This window comes from Algoriphagus sp. (genome assembly GCF_024305035.1).
Taxonomy (GTDB): domain Bacteria; phylum Bacteroidota; class Bacteroidia; order Cytophagales; family Cyclobacteriaceae; genus Algoriphagus.
Genome location: NZ_JAMWZB010000023.1, coordinates 70,023 through 86,647, shown reverse-complemented (window position 1 = coordinate 86,647; position 16,625 = coordinate 70,023). Strand labels below are relative to the sequence as shown.

Sequence of the window (16,625 nt, the reverse complement as noted above, 5' to 3'; positions counted from 1 at the left end):
ATCATCCCCCTGTGTGTCGCGCTCCCGTCATGGATATTTCATCTGTTTATAATTGGTTCTTCAGCGGTCAGATGGAATCTCGCAATTCTAATTATCCCCGTGTGTGACGGGTACGTCGTGCTCGATTTCAAATACCTCTCAACCAGATCCAACAGGCTTTTTCCGGAGTTATTGGCAAATTCCTTGGCCTTTTCTAGGATTGATTTTTCGATAAAAAGGGTAGGTTTAGTTTCCATTACACGTGTTATTTTATCCTAAATACCGGTGTTCTTTAATCGATCCAAATTCGATTGGATATTATTAACTTTTAGTTTTCTTTCTTGTTTCATCACAAACTCAAACCTTATCTAACCATGAAATTCCCCATCCGTTTCCTTGTAGCCTCCATGCTGGCGGCAGGCTGTTCTCAGCCTCAAAAATCTATTGTAGCAGGAGATCTCGAGTCTGTTCCATCGAAGTTCACGCATTCCCCTTTGGTAAAGGGTTTGTATACTGCCGATCCTTCGGCCCATGCTTTTGAAGGGAATATCTACATCTATCCCTCCCATGATATAGAGACGGAGGTAGAAGAGGATGAGATGGGCTCTCATTTTGATATGAAGGATTACCATGTCTTCTCCATGGAAGAGCCTGGAGGGGAGGTCACAGACCATGGCATCGCACTTAAGCTTGAAGACGTACCCTGGGCAAGCCGACAGCTTTGGGCCCCTGATGCCGCAGAGAAAGATGGCAAATATTACCTCTACTTTCCTGCAAAAGACAAGGCTGATATTTTCAAAATCGGAGTGGCCGTTTCCGACCGACCCGAAGGGCCTTTTACTGCAGAACCTGAGCCTATCCCAGGCACCTTCAGTATGGACCCTGCAGTATTTCCTGAGGGTGAAGACTATTTCTTACTTTTTGGCGGAATCTGGGGTGGACAACTTCAATGGTATGATGATCAAGAATTGGTGGAAGGAAGAAAGGGACCAACCGACGGAATCCCAGCTGATGAGGAAAAAGCACTGATGCCCTACATCGCCAAACTAGACGGGTCGATGAAAGCATTGGCAGAAAAACCGCGCGAACTTTTGATTTTAGACCAAAGCGGTGATCCCATCAAAGCAGGTGACCATGCCCGCAGGTTTTTTGAAGCGGCTTGGATGCACAAATTCGACGGAAAATACTACTTATCGTACTCAACGGGGGACACACATTTTATCGTCTATGCCACTGGAGATAATCCCTACGGACCTTTTACTTACCAAGGAAAGGTACTTGAACCGGTAGAGGGCTGGACCAATCATCATTCGATTGTGGAATTTGAAGGGAAATGGTACCTGTTTTACCATGACACCGAACTCTCAGGCAAAACGCCCCTCAGAAACATCAAAATGGCCGAATTAACTCATATGCCCGATGGAACGATCCGAACGATAAATCCGATGAATTAATTAAAAAGCCGGGAAAACCGGCTTTACTTTTTTCGCTCAATGGTATAACTTACCAGATCTCTCAAAGAAGTCTTGTATTCTGATTCAGGGAAATCATCCAAGATCCCCAAAGCCTGCTGGTAAAACCCATTCATCTTTTCTTTGGCGTATTCCAGTCCTCCACTTTGTTTGACATATTGGATCACTTCATTAACTGCCTTTTTGTCTTCAGAGCGATTTCGGATCAGGTGGATGATTCGTTTTTTTTCCATCCAACCCGATTGGGTCAAGGCAAAAATCAGCGGAAGGGTCATCTTTTTCTCTTTGATATCTATTCCTACCGGTTTACCGATCTCATCTTCACCAAAGTCAAATAAATCATCTTTAATCTGAAAAGCCATACCCACTTTTTCTCCAAACTCACGCATCCTACTTACCGCCTCCAAATCAGATCCCACGCTGGCCGCTCCCACAGCACAACAGGATGCAATCAAGCTGGCAGTTTTTTGACGGATTATCGTATAATATACCTCCTCAGTGATATCCAGTTTTCGTGCTTTGGCAATTTGCAAAAGTTCGCCCTCAGACATTTCCTTTACCGCATTGGATACAATCTGAAGCAGGTTAAAATCTCCATTATCTACAGAAAGCAGCAATCCTCTTGAAAGTAAATAATCTCCTACGAGTACTGCGATTTTATTTTTCCAAAGCGCATTGACCGAAAAAAATCCCCGACGATAATTCGCATCATCCACCACATCATCATGCACCAACGTCGCTGTATGAAGTAACTCGATCAAGGCCGCACCCCGATGCGTGGAATCATTCACCTCTCCACAGACACCTGCCGTCAAAAAAACAAACATGGGACGCATTTGCTTCCCCTTTCGCTTGACGATGTAATTGGTGATGTGGTTGAGCAGTTTTACCCTACTCTTCATGAAATCCCGAAACTTCTGCTCAAAAACGAGCATTTCGGTTTCAATAGGTTTTTGTATTTGCTTGAGGTCTGGTTTCATCCGTCTTTGATGGCGTAAAAATAATACCCTTTCCTTCATGGACAAGGGAATATCTGAGCATACCAAAGAAACAGTGGAATGAAAGAAACGTTTTGGATTTTTCTTATTTTGTATCCATTACCCAAAACCCACCCACACCATGAAAAATCTCAAAACTGAATTCAAATGGGCAATTATCTTTTCAGCAGTCATGATCGCCTGGATGCTGCTCGAAAAAACCCTCGGCTGGCATGATGAAAAAATCGCTGATCATGCTAAATTAACCTCATTCTTTGCCATTCCGGCCATTGCCATTTATGTATTTGGTTTAATGGACAAAAAGAAAAATGACCTAGAGGGATCCATTTCCTACAAGCAAGGTCTAGTTACCGGACTTTGGATTACCCTCTTTGTTGCGATACTGAGTCCTTTGGTCCAATACATCATCAGCCAATGGGTCACTCCGGATTATTTTTCCAATGTAATCGCTTATTCGGTCAGCACGGGAGAATTGACACAGGAGGAAGCTGAATCTTTTTTCAACTTAAAAAGCTACATCCTCCAATCCCTTATCGGTGCGGCATTGATGGGCGTGATCACGTCTTTGATTGTGGCTTTTTTTGTCCGGAGTAAAAGCGTTTTGAAACCCTCCTGACAAAGAGTTTTCCGAGCACAAAATCTATTTGATTATCTTTGGCCTAAATTTTTGAAAAGCACTGACGGACATTGGAGGAGAAATACATCAAACATCGCTATGAACCGATTTTGCCAAGCAAAAACGAGTGGCCAGTAGTCAAATTGGCGCGGGAGCGAAAGGATTTTATTAAACAGGTTTCCGAGAAATCTCAGGATCGAATCCTAAGCCTCATCAATAAAAACCCTGAACTCCTCAAGGAAGAACTGGAGACCACGCTATACCGTGAAAAACTGCGAATCAAACAAAACCCATGGGCAGTAGACCCCGATGATGAGCAGGAGTTTTGGGGAAAGGTAAAATCCTCCCTTTTGCAGGTAAATTCGGACACTAAGCTAGGCAAGAATGCTAGGCTTCAGGCTTACCAAGAAATTTTGAAAAAAATTACTACGCGCTACTCTGAAGAAATCGCAAGTAATTTCAAACATCAGCATTATAAATTTACCCGAAGCGTCGTTACTTTTGGCTTTTCCCGACTCTTGAATGCCGCTCGCGTCAAGGGCTTTCGCTCCATTTTTAGTAATCAATTCACCCTGCAGGATAAAATCCAAATCACCGGAGAAACTGATCAGCTTCGGGATCTGGCAACCAAAGGCACTGTGGTCATGGTCCCAACGCATTTTTCCAATCTAGACAGTATTTTGATCGGCTGGATTATCTCGGTTTTGGGTCTTCCACCATTTATTTATGGAGCGGGCTTAAACCTCTTTAATATTTCGATTTTTGCTTACTTTATGAATGCACTTGGCGCTTATAAAGTGGATCGGAGAAAGAAAAACCTGATGTATTTGGAGACCTTAAAAACGTACTCCAAAGAAGCAATTCAGTTTGGCTGTCATTCTTTATTTTTCCCCGGAGGTACCCGAAGCCGTAGTGGCATGATCGAATCTAAGCTTAAACTTGGACTACTCAGTACTGCCATTGAGGCACAACGAAATAATTTTCAAGACGAGCAAAATGAGATTTCCGGTAAAATATTTATCGTTCCGGTTACGATCAATTACCACTTTGTTTTAGAAGCACCAAGTTTGATCCGGGATCATCTCAGCATCACAGGTCAAGAGCGATATTACAAGGAAAATGACGAGTTTTCCACCTCCTATAAAATCTCCAAGTTCCTTTTCAAGTTCTTTACCAAAGGCTCTGATATTTCGGTCTCAGTAGGCCGCGCAATGGATGTTTTGGGCAATTATGTCGATCAGGATGGAAAAAGCCTTGACAAGCACGGAAGAATCATTGATACGAGGGACTATTTCATGTCCAATGGAAAAATTACGGTAGATCAGCAGCGGGAAGAGGAATATACGCATATGCTCGGAAGAAGAATTGTGGAAGAGTTTCACAAAATCAACCGAGTCTTTAGTAGCCATTTGGTTGCCTTTACTGCTTTTGAGTTGATCCAAGCAAAAAATCAGAAACTGGACCTGTTCGACTTAATCCGACTTCCTGAAGAGGAAATCTTTCTTCCTTTCGAAGAATTCAAGTCAGCTTGTCAAGTGGTTTATGATCGTATTTTAGCACTACGTGCAGAAGGGCAGATCAAAATCGCCCCACACATGAAGCGAAGCATGGATGAAATCATTACCCATGGACTTGACAATGTGGGGATGTACCACGCCAAGCGCCCGCTACTTCGAAATCAGTCGGGCGACATCGTTACCGAAGACATGAGCTTACTTTATTTTTATCACAACAGATTACACGGATATGGCCTCGAAAAACTTTTCTAAAACAAAGCAAATCGGTGTGGTGGGAATTGGAAGTTTTGGAGCAACCATAGCCAATATGCTTGCCGAAAAAAACCAAGTCATCGTCTATGCACGAAAATCGGAAGTGGTGGATGAAATCAATTCCCGACATCAAGCTCAGGGCCGAAACCTCAACCCAATGATCAAAGCCACCGACGAACCTGGGGAAATTTGCGAGGCCTGTGAAGTTTTATTTTTCATGGTCCCCTCTTCCGGCTTTCAAGAAGTAGCCCGCAAATTTGCTCCTTTTCTTCATCCCTATCACCTGGTCATCCACGGCACCAAGGGACTTTGTCTGAATTTACCTCCTGGACAGACTTTAGACACGGTCAAAAAATTAAGAAGAAGTCAACTACTGACCATGAGTGAGGTCATTCAGCAAGAAACTGTGGCTGTACGAGTCGGTTGTCTTGCCGGACCAAACCTATCCACCGAACTCAGTCAAGGACAACCTGCCGCCACGGTAGTTGCCAGTAAATTTAATGAGGTGATTTTGGAAGGACAGCGTCTGCTTCGTTCTGATCGCTTCCAGGTGTACGGAAATTCGGATATTATCGGGGTGGAGCTCAGTGGAGTTTTAAAGAATATCATCGCCATAGCCGCCGGAGCACTCGCTGGATTAGGATTGGGCGAAAATGCCAAAGGGTTGTTAATCTCCCGCGGCATGGTCGAAATGGTCCATCTGAGCAATGCACTGGGAGGTAGTGTGAAATCTGTCATTGGTCTGGCAGGAATCGGAGATTTAGTTGCCACTTGCAATTCGGAAAACTCCCGGAATTTTACTGTCGGCTATCGACTTGCCAAAGGAGAAACGCTGGAGCAAATTCAAGCCGATATGGAAGAAGTAGCCGAAGGGATCAATACGGTAAAAATCATCAAGGCATTTTTAGAAACTGCTGATCTGCGAGCCCCAATTACTGAAAATCTTTATCGAGTGCTTTTTGAAGATTTGGAAATCGAAGAAGCCCTCCAGTTTTTGATGAAATACCCCTTCAATGTGGACGTGAATTTTGTTTAGTTAAGGCACGAGCCAAATCCCCTCCCAATCCGCCTTTTTCGAAAATCTAACCCGTAGATGCCCTTCCCTTCGAAGCTGTAAAGCTTCAATTTCTACAGGAGAAAATTCCAAAACAGAGAAAAAATGATCGGAGGAATTTCCATCTTCCCAACCTTCTTGAGGATGGGAAATGGAAGTTCCTGGAGCTTGAGCACCGGTATATTCGGATCTTCGATGGGGTGGAATTTCATTCCAAAATTTGGCTGCTAATTCATTTTGAAAGTGCAGATTTGACTGGGCCTTGACTCGGATTTGGACCTGCTTTTTGGGGTGATAAAAATGAAGTGTGACATTCTGATTTACCCTCAATTCCCTACACTTCTCGGATCGATAATCGGTAAAAAACAAAAAATCCAACTCTTGAGTCAACTTACGCAGGACGAGGGTTCGAACTGAAGGGAACTCACCAGAAACCGTACCCAAATTCACCCAATGAAAAGGATGTTTAACATCCAAAGCCCCGCGATGCAGTTCATGCTTTACCGCTTTCCAGATTTCTTCTAGCCTGTCTGTGTTTTGAAACAGCATTATTGCTCGATGGAATTTGCTTCAAAATATACCAATTCTCCTTCCTCAAATTCCACACTGAGTTCAATGGGATTGCAGCAAACCTGGCAATCTTCAATGTATTCCTGTCTAGAAACCGAAGGATCCAAGAGCATGGAAATTTCTTGAAAGCAATGAGGGCAAAGGAAGAAGTGCTCGAACATGGAAAGGAAACAGTTGAAATTGGAAAAAGTTGAATGAACCCATTAAAAATAGTCATCATTTGGAGTGAAGCCAAGCAATTAGGATTAACAAATCGACACTGATTCCTACTTAATCCCTCTTCGGTTCCAACATCGGAATCTTTTGGCCAAAAATAAACTCCAACCACCCCAGCTGCTTGGAAAAGCCTATTCAGAAGCCAGTTTTGAGGTGATCCACACCGAGAATTATCTGGATTCGATAGAGATCCCAACCGTGGATCATAGACAAATTGTCCAAAAATTACGGTGTAATTCAGGGTTTAGTTTAAAAAAAGATTACCTTATGAGCGTATAAGTGATTTTTAATCTTCTGTATCATGAAACTCAAACTACTCGGATACAAAAAATTCCTGTTGCTCTTCTTCCTTGTTCTTTTCATAGCCCATCATCCTACCCAAGCTATCGAAAAGGCTAAATCAAATCAAAGCGAAAACCTCAAGGATCCAAATGTCAGAGCGCAGGTGATAGATGAAACTGGCAAAGGGATGCAAGGGATTGCGGTATTGGTCAAAGGAAGCACAACGGGAACAGTAACCGACAAGAATGGCTTTTTTGATCTCAATTTATCGAAATTTGAGGGCAGAAAAGTCACGCTTCTCTTAACCTATCCCAATTATCAGCCAAAAAAGGTAGTGGTGAAACTGAAAAAACTTCCTCAAGATAAAGGACAAATAAAAATGAAAAAAGAATAGAAATCAGTTGTGCTTATTTTTTATCGGAAAAACGAGTAGGAAGATCAGGATTAGTTCCCTTTTCGACCTCCCACAGCATTGTACCTACCGTTAGGTATACGGCGTTTTCTTGCTTTTACACCTCGAAAGGCTTGTTTGGCGTTGTTTTCAGTTATCCTCCAATGGAATCACTCTTATCCATCCTTTGGATTCCGTCCTATTCTTTTGATAGGGAGCCTGGTTTCCGAGCATCTGATCCTTTTCTTTTCGGTACCATTCTTCGTTACCATACGGAAAGGTTCGGCCCTTCCCAAACCAACTCATGATCCGGTACTTTGCCCTTGGCTGACTCCTCATGACCAGCTTTTCCGTGCTTTCCCATACTTGAGGGATTTTCACACGCCCATGAGGTCTCCCGTGTTAAGGCAACCCACTTTCCCGCCAACTCCCCGCCTTATTTACACTCCGATGTCCGGGTAATCTTTGGACTTTGACTTGTTTGGAAGTCTCATCCCATCGGATATGCCTGATAAGGTTCGTGTTCCTCGGGGTAGCGATTTGCCGCCAGCTTCCTTCAGATTCCACTTCGCAGTGGACACCCTTGCTTTAGCCTAGTGGTTGGCGATTACATCCCCCTACAGTGGACTTACACCACCTAGTTGATTGCCATGCACGGCAAAACAAAACCCTCGAGGTTTCAAAGACCTCAAGGGTTTACTTATTTCAGCTTGAACGCTTTTCGGATAGATTAATTCTCTATCGAAACCGTAGCATCCACATTCTTAAAGTACACCTGCTTATCGGCATCCAAGTCCACTAAAACAGCGGAGTCATTTTTAATATAACCTGCCAAAATTTGCTTGGAAAGCTCGTTCAATACCAACCGTTGCATCGTTCGCTTCAGCGGTCTGGCCCCGTAATTGGGATCAAATCCAACTTCTCCCAGGTAATCTAGCACCTCTGTGGTTGCTTCGATTTCGATTTGGGATTCCGCCAATCGTTTTTGAATTTCTCTCCATTGAATATCGACAATCTTTCGGATGATTTGCTTGTTCAGTGGCTCAAACATGATGGTTTCATCGATCCGATTCAAGAACTCCGGACGCACCGACTTTTTGAGTAAATCAAATACCTCAGATTTGGTTTTTTCCAAAACTTCTTCTTTGTTCCATTCCTCCATCTCAGCAAATCGCTCCTGAATTAAATGAGAACCGATATTTGTAGTAAGAATAATGATCGTATTCTTAAAATTGGCGATCCGGCCTTTGTTATCTGTCAATCGCCCATCGTCGAGCACTTGGAGCAAAATATTGAACACATCCGGATGGGCTTTTTCGATCTCATCTAGAAGAATCACAGAATAAGGTTTTCTTCGAACCGCTTCAGTTAGTTGACCACCTTCATCGTATCCCACGTAGCCTGGAGGCGCTCCAACCAATCGGCTGACGGCATGTCGCTCTTGATATTCAGACATGTCGATCCTGACCATGGCATTTTCGTCATTAAAGAGGTATTCGGCTAGGGCTTTTGCCAGTTCTGTTTTACCCACACCGGTAGTTCCCATGAAGATAAAGCTACCAATAGGACGCTTGGGATCCTGCAATCCAGCCCGGCTTCTACGCACAGCGTCTGATAACGCTGCGATGGCCTCTCGCTGACCAGCCACTCTTCGACCCAATTCGTCCTCCAAATAAAGTAATTTTTCCCGCTCGGATTGAATCATTTTGCTCACTGGAATTCCTGTCCATTTGGAGACCACTGAGGCAATGTCCTCGTTATCCACTTCCTCTTTTAGCAAGGGTGAGCCTGCTTGCATTTCGGCCAATTGGGATTTGAAAGAGTCCAGTTTTTTCTCGGCTTCAACGATTTTCCCGTACCGGATTTCAGCTACTTTTCCAAATTCCCCCGCTCGTTCGGCTTGCTCGGCTTCCAGCTTGAACTTGTCGATGTTCTCTTTCTCCCGCTGAATACCCATAATGACCGCCTTCTCGCTTTCCCATTTGGCTTTTACGGATTGCCGCTTTTCAGAGAGCTCCGCGATTTCCTTACTCAGGACCGCCTCCTTGTCTTTATTGTTTTCTCTTCGAATTGCCTCACGCTCAATCTCCAGCTGCATGACTCGACGGTTCAATTCATCTAGTTCTTGTGGAAGAGAATCAATCTCCATTCTCAGTTTTGCCGCCGCCTCATCCATTAAGTCGATGGCCTTATCCGGTAAAAATCGATCAGAAATGTAGCGTTGCGAAAGCTCTACTGCTGCAATTACTGCATCATCTTTAATCCGGACTCCATGATGCAGCTCGTACTTATCCTTGATTCCCCGGAGAATAGAAATTGCATCTGCCGCATCGGGCTCATCTACTGTAACAGCTTGGAATCGACGCTCCAAGGCTTTGTCTTTCTCGATATATTTTTGGTATTCCTTTAAGGTGGTCGCACCGATAGCATGCAACTCCCCTCTTGCTAAGGCCGGCTTGAGCAAGTTGGCTGCATCCATGGCTCCTTCGCCTCCGCCTCCTGCCCCAATCAGCGTATGAATCTCATCGATAAAGAGAATAATCTCTCCTTCTGCGTCGGTTACTTCTTTGATTACAGCCTTTAGTCGCTCCTCAAATTCCCCTTTGTATTTGGCCCCTGCAACAAGCAAACCCATATCAAGCGAAATCAAAGTTTTTGATTTCAAATTTTCCGGAACATCCCCAGAAACAATTCGCTGTGCGAGTCCTTCGACAATGGCAGTTTTACCCACTCCGGGTTCACCGAGCAGGATGGGGTTATTTTTTGTACGGCGGGCGAGAATTTGCAGCACTCGCCTGATTTCTTCATCACGGCCAATGACAGGGTCAATTTTACCTTTTTTGGCCAATTCGTTCAGGTTTTTGGAATACTTTTCCAAAGCCCTGTACTTGCTTTCTGCGTTGGGGTCGGTCACTTTAGTTCCTTTTCTTAGTTCCTTGATCGCTTCGATCAGGGGCTTTTCAGCTATCCCTTGATCTTTCAATACTCGAGCGGTCGCATCGCTTCCCGCGAGAATCGCCAAGAGTAAATGCTCTATGGCAACGTATTCATCCCCAAAAGTCTTAAGGTAATCCTTCGCTTTAATCAAGGCTTGATTAGCTCCATTTGAAAGATGCGGTTGCTGATTGGTCCCGCTAACTTTAGGGAGTTTCCCCAACTGCTCCTCGAGTTTTTGGGAAAGTAATTGCTTGTTTGCACCGAGTTTTTTGAAGACAAAATCGGTGACATTTTCATCTTCGGAAAAAATCCCTTTTAGCAAATGAGCAGTTTCGATGGCCGGTTGCCCCGAAGCCATCGCCAACTCAGCAGCCTTTTGGATCGCCTCCTGAGACTTGATCGTAAATTGCTTGAAATCCATATATTGATAGTGGTTTAGTTACTTGAGAATGTATTCAAAACCTATTCAGCAAATCAAAATCCAATTCCTTTTTTCGGCCAAAATGACTGTAAAAGAGGGCTTTTGGGAAGTAATCAGGAAAATTTGTCAGGATTTCAAATTGTTCCCTATATCAAAAAATCAGTACAAAATTGAGTAGGGTTGCGTAGGGTAACCTATCTCAACAATCATCCATCTGATCATCCGATTTTTTTGCCAGTAAGGAAATTAAACGACTTAAAATCAGCTTTAAAGTTCATGTTTAGCAAGCTTCGCTCCTCAGTCTCTCAACCTGATTATCAACGGATATTCGGCCCGTTGCTGAATTCGGCCTAATCAAATTCAACCCTTTGAAAGGGTCAACTGAATTGATAAAATATTGTACAATACAGGTCAATGAAAAGAATTTTTGTTGACACAGGTATTTTGATTGACTTTTTAACCCAAAAAAAGCCTTTTGATGTCAAAGCCGGAATTCTATTTTCACTTGCGGAGAAAGGTGAAATAAGCTGTGGCGTTTCGGTCTGATCTATGGCCAATACTCATGATCATCTTTTAAAAATGGTGAAGCCAGAATCCGCCAAAGAGCTGATCCGGAAATTCAAGCTTCTCTTCAAGTTCAGCCACTGAATGAAAAATTCATCGATGGGAGTCCAATTAGCATGGACTTCCAAGATTTTGAAGATGCCCTTTCCTGTTATACTGCTTTGGATTATGGATATGCGACCATCCTTACCCGAAGTCTCAACGATTTTTACCGGTCAAATCTGCCAGTTTTTACTCCTTCCCAACTTTTAGATATTCTAAAAAAATAGACCCAGCGTGTATCCATCCACTGGGTCTATTTTTAGTTTTTTTCAATCCCTCTAGTTCTGAGAAGCCGCATAATCCTCCACTGCCTTCCAAACCCGGAAGATATTCTTATAGCAGATTTTTTCAATATCTTCTTTGGAATACCCACGCTTCAAAAGCTCGGCGATCAAATTGGGGAACATGGACACATCTTTCAATCCAGTCGGTAAAGAATCTCCCACCCCGTCAAAATCTGACCCAAAACCCACATAATCAATTCCTACCAAATTCACCACATGATCGATATGATCGGCCACACGTTGCACGGTAGGAAATGGGTTATTAGCTGCAGTGTATTCTTTGATATAAGCCTGAGCGGCAGAGTCTCTACGATTCAAGTTGTTTTCAACCAACCAATTGACAATATGCTCTCGGACTTTTGCTGAGCCTGCCGCATAAGCCGAATCAATAAATGAACCCCCGAAATTAATCATCATCACGCCCCCATTTTCAGCCATGGCTTGGATCAACTCATCACTCATATTTCGCTCAAATCCTGGCGTAAATTTTCGAACGGAAGAGTGTGAAGCAATAACTGGCACTTTGGTTATTGCCAAAGCATCCCGAAACGTATTGTCAGAGACATGGCTCAAATCCACCATAATTCCTACGCGATTCATTTCGGCAACCACCTGTTCTCCAAACTCGCTCAAACCTCCATGCGTCCCGGTGGTGTCATAGCTTGCATCTCCGATCAGATTGTCTTTGCCGTGTGTCAGCGTAATGTATCGGATTCCTCTACCGTGGAAATATTCTACATTGGACAGGTCATCCTCGATACCAGCCCCATTTTCCATTCCCATAGGTAGCGAAATCACGCCTTTTTTAAAGTTGGCTTCCACATCTGCCGGACTATAGGCCATGGCAAACTTATCCGGGAAAGTATTGGCCAAGCGCTCAGTCATTAAAATCAGGGAGTCCGCCAATGCCTTGGATGCTCCGGGAATCGCCTGATTGCCTGCCGGAATATAAATCGACATAAAGGGAGCATCCAAACCACCGTCCTTGGATCTGGGAAAATCAAAGTTTCCATCCGGTGTACGGACCGAAACATCGAGAATTTCACGTTGAAGGGTAAATCCACCCACTTTCATCCGGTAGGGCAGATCCACATGTCCATCGACCATAATAGTGGACTGAGCGATTTGAGTAGCTGCTTGAAGGCGATCTTCATCACTCATTTTGGTGTAATCGACCACCTCTTCTTTAGGGCTGCAAGCTAAGACCAACCCAACAAAAAGGGTGGGGAGTAGAATTTTTCTCATGGTTAATGTGTTTATAAATTTGAATTTACTTCCTTTTACCTGTTCTAACAGCAAAAATCCACCAGCGGTAAAACCTATTCAATATCAAGCCCATCACAAAAGAAACCAAAGTATCTGCGAAGATTTAGTATTAAATATTAGGTTAAGCCACAAACAAAAGACTTGATTCAGGATTATATTTGGTGAAAATTATTTACGAACTTAGAACTAAATCAAAGAATTTAATCAACCATACTTATGAAAACACTAGCAAAATTTGGGGTTTTAGGCCTTACAGCTTCCATGCTCTTTTCCTATTGCTCTCCTCAAAAAACAGAAGAAATCACAGAAGAAGAGCAATCCCAGCCTACCGAGGAGGTCAAAAGCCCTTCATTGACCATGTTATGGGAAACTCCAGCTACTTTGGAAACGGTAGAATCTGTGCTCTTTGACCAAGCAACTGGAACAATTTACACCTCTAATATCATAGGACAGGATCCTCAAGAAAAAGACGGGAAAGGATCCATTTCAATTATTGATAAAGACGGTAACATCATCAGCCAAGACTGGGTGACTGGTTTGAATGCACCCAAAGGAATGGGAATTGCAAACGGAAAATTATATGTTACTGACATCACGGATTTGGTAGAAATCGAAATTGCCACCGCAACAGTTACCAACCGTTGGCCAGTTGAGGGAGCAGAATTTCTCAATGATGTAGCCACCCACCAGGGTAATGTATATTTCACAGACATGAACACGGGAAAGGTTCATCTTTACACCAATGGCGAGATTTCTACAGTCTCTGAAGGACATGAATCGATCAATGGTATTGCCGTGGCAGATGATGCTACAATTTATGGTTTAGACGCTTCGGGCTTGAAAAAATGGAATGCCGACGGAACTGCAACTGTCATCAACGATCAGGTGACTGGAGGTGATGGACTGGTTATTTTAGGTGATGGCAATTTTGTAGCCTCGAGATGGCAAGGTGAAATCTGGTTTGCCTCTGAAGGAGATCAAATCAAAATGCTGGATACCACCGGAGAAGAATCCAACACAGCTGATATCGGATACAATCCCGCCGATCAAGTCGTGTATGTACCCACATTCTTCAAAAATAAAGTGGTCGCTTATAAATTGGATTATTAATTCAAATACCTGCTTGCTATCGAAATTGAGCCTGCTTTTCAATGTAGGCTCAATTTTAACTTTTAGGTAAAAAATCACCCATTCATGGAATTCGAAATGGTGAATAGAATATTTCAATGTGTATTCTGCTTAATTGTCAGTACCTTTATGGCACATTTCAATCCCGAAACGAGCTTTTCGGAAAATAATTACCCCTTATGAAATCAGTAGAAATCAATTACGAGCTAGAAAAAAACATGGAAGTCATCTCCCAATTGGATGACTTGGTAGGGCATGCGGTGGACAATGTTTTGGTCGACCCGGATGAATGCTGGCAACCATCGGATTTCCTCCCTGACTTTCACAACCCGGAAGTATTTGAAGAAGTAAAACTATTGCAAAAAAGAGCAGAGGGAATTCCGGATACCGTCTTGACTTCCTTAGTAGGAAATATGATTACCGAGGAGGCACTTCCATCCTACCAGACCTACTTTAACTTGCTCGAAGGAATAAACGAAGAGCGTAGTCTTTTATCCCCATCCGGTTGGGTTCGCTGGTCCAAAGCCTGGACTGCTGAAGAAAACCGGCACGGGGACTTATTGAATAAATACCTTTACCTCACAGGTAGAGTGGATATGAAAGCTGTGGAGCAAACCATTCACCGTTTGCTTTCCAATGGATTTGATCCAAAATCAGAGTCCGATCCTTATCAGGCAATGATCTATACCTCCTTTCAGGAGCGTGCAACAAAAATTTCGCACGTCAATACTGGCAAATTAGCCGATAAGGCTGGAGATCATGTACTTTCCAGAATTTGCAAAACCATCGCCGGAGATGAAGCCAGACATGAAAAAGCATATAAATCTTTTATGTCCAAGATTTTTGAAATTGATCCAAGTGGAGCCATGGTCGCCTTTGAAAAAATGATGCGAAAACAAATCGTCATGCCGGCCGTCCTCATGGGAGAAGGTGGGAAACGGGAATCACTTTACAGGGATTTCTCAGAGATCACACAAAAAGTAGGAATTTATACGGGGTGGGATTATGCACGGATCATTCAGCACCTGGTAGATTATTGGAAAGTCGAAGCCGTCACCGGGCTCAATGATATGGCATCCAAAGCCCAAGATTACCTTTCCAATTTGGCAGACCGCTACATGAGATTGGCCGATCGGATGAAAGCTCCCGATGAAGTCAAGTTAGCTTGGCTGAAATAAAAAATTAAAGTCCCGTCCAAATCGGGACTTTTTTTTCATGTCCGAAGTAGCCTACTCATTGGAATTTTTTCTTCGCTTTTTAAGGCTTAAATTGACTCAATGAAAAAAGCCTTACCCTACGCACTCGGCATTTACTTGAGCTGTACCACTGTTTCTTTGGCTCAAGATATCTTAGTCAATTCGGATCGATTACATCAGCATTTGATGCATTTGTCCAACTACGGAAAAAATGATGCTCAAGGATCCGACCGTGTCGCATTTTCTACTCACGATATGGCAGCAAGAGAATATGTCCAAGGTTTGATGCGAGAAGCTGGACTTGAGGTAAAGGTGGACTTTGCAGGAAATATCATTGGGAAACGGGCAGGAAAAAACTCCAGTTTAAAACCCCTTGCATTTGGATCCCATATTGATGAAGTACCCAATGGAGGACACTATGACGGTCCTGTCGGAAGTTTGAGTGCGATTGAAGTCATCCAGACTTTACAAGAGCAAAATATCCAAACCGAGCATCCATTGGAAGTGATCATTTTTGCCAATGAGGAAGGTGGGGTCGTAGGTAGTCGCGCTATGGTCGGACAACTCAACGAAGAGGCGCTGAAAGTGGTCAGTAATGCTGGACTGAGCCAGGCCGAAGGAATCACCCGAATAGGAGGAAATCCAGAAAAAATCGCTGAAATGGCTCGGAAAAAAGGAGAACTAGCTGCTTTTCTAGAGTTGCACATTGAGCAAGGCGCCAATCTCTACAATGAAAAAGTGAATATAGGAGTCGTCGAAGGAATCGTTGCGATCGAATGGTGGGAATTTACCTTCACCGGAAAAGCTAATCACGCGGGAACCACACCGATGAGCCTGAGAAAAGACCCCATGCTTCCTGCGGCTAAGTTTATTTTGGCTGTCAATGAAACGATCCGTGCAGAAGAGGGCAAACAAGTCGGTACGGTAGGAAAAATCGAAGCTTCGCCCGGAGTAGGGAATGTAATTCCCGGGCAAGTGAAATTAACCTTAGAAATCAGAGATCTCTCTTCCGAAAAAATTTGGTCACTCTATGAGGACCTTGAGAAGCAAGCGAAAAAATTTGCTGAAGAATACGGGGTTGAGGTTTCCATCACACATATTGAAGTAGCCTCAAAGCCGGCAATGGCCGATGAATCTATCCGACAAATGATCAAAGAATCCGCTGAAGCACTTGGGCTCACCACGATGAGCCTCCCAAGCGGTGCGGGTCACGATGCCCAAGAAATGGCAAGGATAGCTCCGATGGGAATGATTTTTATCCCCAGTAAAGACGGGATTAGCCATGCTCCCGATGAATTTTCCAGTAAAGAAGACATGGCCAATGGGGCAAACGTCCTTTTGAAAACCATTTTAACTCTGGATAAAAAGCTGAATTAAAATCTTGATTTTTTGAACTATCTATTGAAAAATATCATTTCATGTATATACATTTAATGTAAT

Annotated in this window: 16 protein-coding genes; 9 read left to right on the top strand and 7 right to left on the bottom strand. The window is 43.4% G+C overall.

What is annotated here, in order from left to right:
• Positions 1 to 38: 38 nt before the first annotated feature.
• Complete coding sequence (locus Q0L00_RS19715) at positions 39 to 236, bottom strand: DUF6364 family protein (RefSeq protein WP_363318550.1); 198 nt, start codon at positions 234 to 236, stop codon at positions 39 to 41.
• A 117-nt stretch (positions 237 to 353) separates the two neighbouring features.
• Between Q0L00_RS19715 and Q0L00_RS14050 the strand changes: the two genes are divergently transcribed.
• On the top strand, positions 354 to 1,433 hold the full coding sequence (locus Q0L00_RS14050) for a glycoside hydrolase family 43 protein (protein WP_297337517.1): 1,080 nt from the start codon (positions 354 to 356) through the stop codon (positions 1,431 to 1,433).
• A 23-nt stretch (positions 1,434 to 1,456) separates the two neighbouring features.
• Here the strand turns inward: Q0L00_RS14050 and Q0L00_RS14045 are convergent, their stop codons facing one another.
• Positions 1,457 to 2,431, bottom strand: a complete 975-nt coding sequence (locus tag Q0L00_RS14045) for a polyprenyl synthetase family protein (RefSeq protein WP_297337516.1) — start codon at positions 2,429 to 2,431, stop codon at positions 1,457 to 1,459.
• A 139-nt stretch (positions 2,432 to 2,570) separates the two neighbouring features.
• Between Q0L00_RS14045 and Q0L00_RS14040 the strand changes: the two genes are divergently transcribed.
• The 3 genes from Q0L00_RS14040 (at position 2,571) to Q0L00_RS14030 (ending at position 5,870) form a co-directional block, all read left to right on the top strand.
• On the top strand, positions 2,571 to 3,065 hold the full coding sequence (locus Q0L00_RS14040; RefSeq protein ID WP_297337515.1) for a DUF4199 domain-containing protein: 495 nt from the start codon (positions 2,571 to 2,573) through the stop codon (positions 3,063 to 3,065).
• A 71-nt stretch (positions 3,066 to 3,136) separates the two neighbouring features.
• Positions 3,137 to 4,834 carry a 1-acyl-sn-glycerol-3-phosphate acyltransferase gene (locus tag Q0L00_RS14035; protein ID WP_297337514.1) on the top strand — a complete coding sequence of 566 codons (1,698 nt, stop codon included), beginning with the start codon at positions 3,137 to 3,139 and terminating at the stop codon, positions 4,832 to 4,834.
• Entirely contained in the window at positions 4,812 to 5,870 is a 1,059-nt protein-coding gene (locus Q0L00_RS14030; protein ID WP_297337513.1) for an NAD(P)H-dependent glycerol-3-phosphate dehydrogenase, read from the top strand. The genes Q0L00_RS14035 and Q0L00_RS14030 overlap by 23 nt, the downstream gene beginning before the upstream one ends.
• On the opposite strand, the gene Q0L00_RS14025 is transcribed toward Q0L00_RS14030, so the two are convergent.
• Positions 5,871 to 6,437, bottom strand: a complete 567-nt coding sequence (locus tag Q0L00_RS14025; protein WP_297337512.1) for a pyridoxamine 5'-phosphate oxidase family protein — start codon at positions 6,435 to 6,437, stop codon at positions 5,871 to 5,873.
• Positions 6,437 to 6,619, bottom strand: coding sequence for a CPXCG motif-containing cysteine-rich protein (locus Q0L00_RS14020; RefSeq protein WP_297337511.1), 183 nt, complete (start codon positions 6,617 to 6,619; stop codon positions 6,437 to 6,439). The genes Q0L00_RS14025 and Q0L00_RS14020 overlap by 1 nt, the downstream gene beginning before the upstream one ends.
• A gap of 356 nt (positions 6,620 to 6,975) precedes the next feature.
• Here Q0L00_RS14020 and Q0L00_RS14015 point away from each other — a divergent pair, with 356 nt between their 5' ends.
• A complete protein-coding gene (locus tag Q0L00_RS14015) occupies positions 6,976 to 7,350 on the top strand; it encodes a carboxypeptidase-like regulatory domain-containing protein (RefSeq protein ID WP_297337510.1) in 375 nt (124 codons plus the stop codon).
• A 147-nt stretch (positions 7,351 to 7,497) separates the two neighbouring features.
• Here Q0L00_RS14015 and Q0L00_RS14010 read toward each other — a convergent pair whose 3' ends face one another.
• On the bottom strand, positions 7,498 to 7,728 hold the full coding sequence (locus Q0L00_RS14010) for a hypothetical protein (RefSeq protein ID WP_297337509.1): 231 nt from the start codon (positions 7,726 to 7,728) through the stop codon (positions 7,498 to 7,500).
• A 349-nt stretch (positions 7,729 to 8,077) separates the two neighbouring features.
• Positions 8,078 to 10,705, bottom strand: a complete 2,628-nt coding sequence (clpB, locus tag Q0L00_RS14005; RefSeq protein WP_297337508.1) for an ATP-dependent chaperone ClpB — start codon at positions 10,703 to 10,705, stop codon at positions 8,078 to 8,080.
• A gap of 680 nt (positions 10,706 to 11,385) precedes the next feature.
• Between clpB and Q0L00_RS14000 the strand changes: the two genes are divergently transcribed.
• Complete coding sequence (locus Q0L00_RS14000) at positions 11,386 to 11,538, top strand: twitching motility protein PilT (RefSeq protein WP_297337507.1); 153 nt, start codon at positions 11,386 to 11,388, stop codon at positions 11,536 to 11,538.
• A 51-nt stretch (positions 11,539 to 11,589) separates the two neighbouring features.
• On the opposite strand, the gene Q0L00_RS13995 is transcribed toward Q0L00_RS14000, so the two are convergent.
• Positions 11,590 to 12,840: a dipeptidase gene (locus tag Q0L00_RS13995; RefSeq protein WP_297337506.1), complete on the bottom strand. Its 1,251-nt coding sequence runs from the start codon at positions 12,838 to 12,840 to the stop codon at positions 11,590 to 11,592.
• Positions 12,841 to 13,077: 237 nt separating this feature from the next.
• Between Q0L00_RS13995 and Q0L00_RS13990 the strand changes: the two genes are divergently transcribed.
• The 3 genes from Q0L00_RS13990 to Q0L00_RS13980 all read left to right on the top strand — a co-directional run bounded on the left by Q0L00_RS13990 (position 13,078) and on the right by Q0L00_RS13980 (position 16,562).
• Complete coding sequence (locus tag Q0L00_RS13990) at positions 13,078 to 13,971, top strand: ATP-binding protein (RefSeq protein ID WP_297337505.1); 894 nt, start codon at positions 13,078 to 13,080, stop codon at positions 13,969 to 13,971.
• A gap of 197 nt (positions 13,972 to 14,168) precedes the next feature.
• Positions 14,169 to 15,167 carry an acyl-ACP desaturase gene (locus Q0L00_RS13985; RefSeq protein WP_297337504.1) on the top strand — a complete coding sequence of 333 codons (999 nt, stop codon included), beginning with the start codon at positions 14,169 to 14,171 and terminating at the stop codon, positions 15,165 to 15,167.
• A gap of 99 nt (positions 15,168 to 15,266) precedes the next feature.
• Entirely contained in the window at positions 15,267 to 16,562 is a 1,296-nt protein-coding gene (locus tag Q0L00_RS13980) for a M20 family metallo-hydrolase (RefSeq protein ID WP_297337503.1), read from the top strand.
• The last annotated feature ends 63 nt before the right edge of the window (positions 16,563 to 16,625 follow it).

Bases quoted from the DNA above. Each gene is read 5' to 3' on its own strand.
- Q0L00_RS14045 (WP_297337516.1), bottom strand. From the start codon at position 2,431: ATGAAACCAGACCTCAAGCAAATACAAAAACCTATTGAAACCGAAATG.
- Q0L00_RS14025 (WP_297337512.1), bottom strand. From the start codon at position 6,437: ATGCTGTTTCAAAACACAGACAGGCTAGAAGAAATCTGGAAAGCGGTA.
- Q0L00_RS14015 (WP_297337510.1), top strand. From the start codon at position 6,976: ATGAAACTCAAACTACTCGGATACAAAAAATTCCTGTTGCTCTTCTTC.
- Q0L00_RS19715 (WP_363318550.1), bottom strand. From the start codon at position 236: ATGGAAACTAAACCTACCCTTTTTATCGAAAAATCAATCCTAGAAAAG.
- Q0L00_RS13995 (WP_297337506.1), bottom strand. From the start codon at position 12,840: ATGAGAAAAATTCTACTCCCCACCCTTTTTGTTGGGTTGGTCTTAGCT.
- Q0L00_RS14020 (WP_297337511.1), bottom strand. From the start codon at position 6,619: ATGTTCGAGCACTTCTTCCTTTGCCCTCATTGCTTTCAAGAAATTTCC.
- Q0L00_RS14050 (WP_297337517.1), top strand. From the start codon at position 354: ATGAAATTCCCCATCCGTTTCCTTGTAGCCTCCATGCTGGCGGCAGGC.
- clpB (WP_297337508.1), bottom strand. From the start codon at position 10,705: ATGGATTTCAAGCAATTTACGATCAAGTCTCAGGAGGCGATCCAAAAG.
- Q0L00_RS14000 (WP_297337507.1), top strand. From the start codon at position 11,386: ATGGACTTCCAAGATTTTGAAGATGCCCTTTCCTGTTATACTGCTTTG.
- Q0L00_RS13985 (WP_297337504.1), top strand. From the start codon at position 14,169: ATGAAATCAGTAGAAATCAATTACGAGCTAGAAAAAAACATGGAAGTC.
- Q0L00_RS13980 (WP_297337503.1), top strand. From the start codon at position 15,267: ATGAAAAAAGCCTTACCCTACGCACTCGGCATTTACTTGAGCTGTACC.
- Q0L00_RS13990 (WP_297337505.1), top strand. From the start codon at position 13,078: ATGAAAACACTAGCAAAATTTGGGGTTTTAGGCCTTACAGCTTCCATG.
- Q0L00_RS14040 (WP_297337515.1), top strand. From the start codon at position 2,571: ATGAAAAATCTCAAAACTGAATTCAAATGGGCAATTATCTTTTCAGCA.
- Q0L00_RS14030 (WP_297337513.1), top strand. From the start codon at position 4,812: ATGGCCTCGAAAAACTTTTCTAAAACAAAGCAAATCGGTGTGGTGGGA.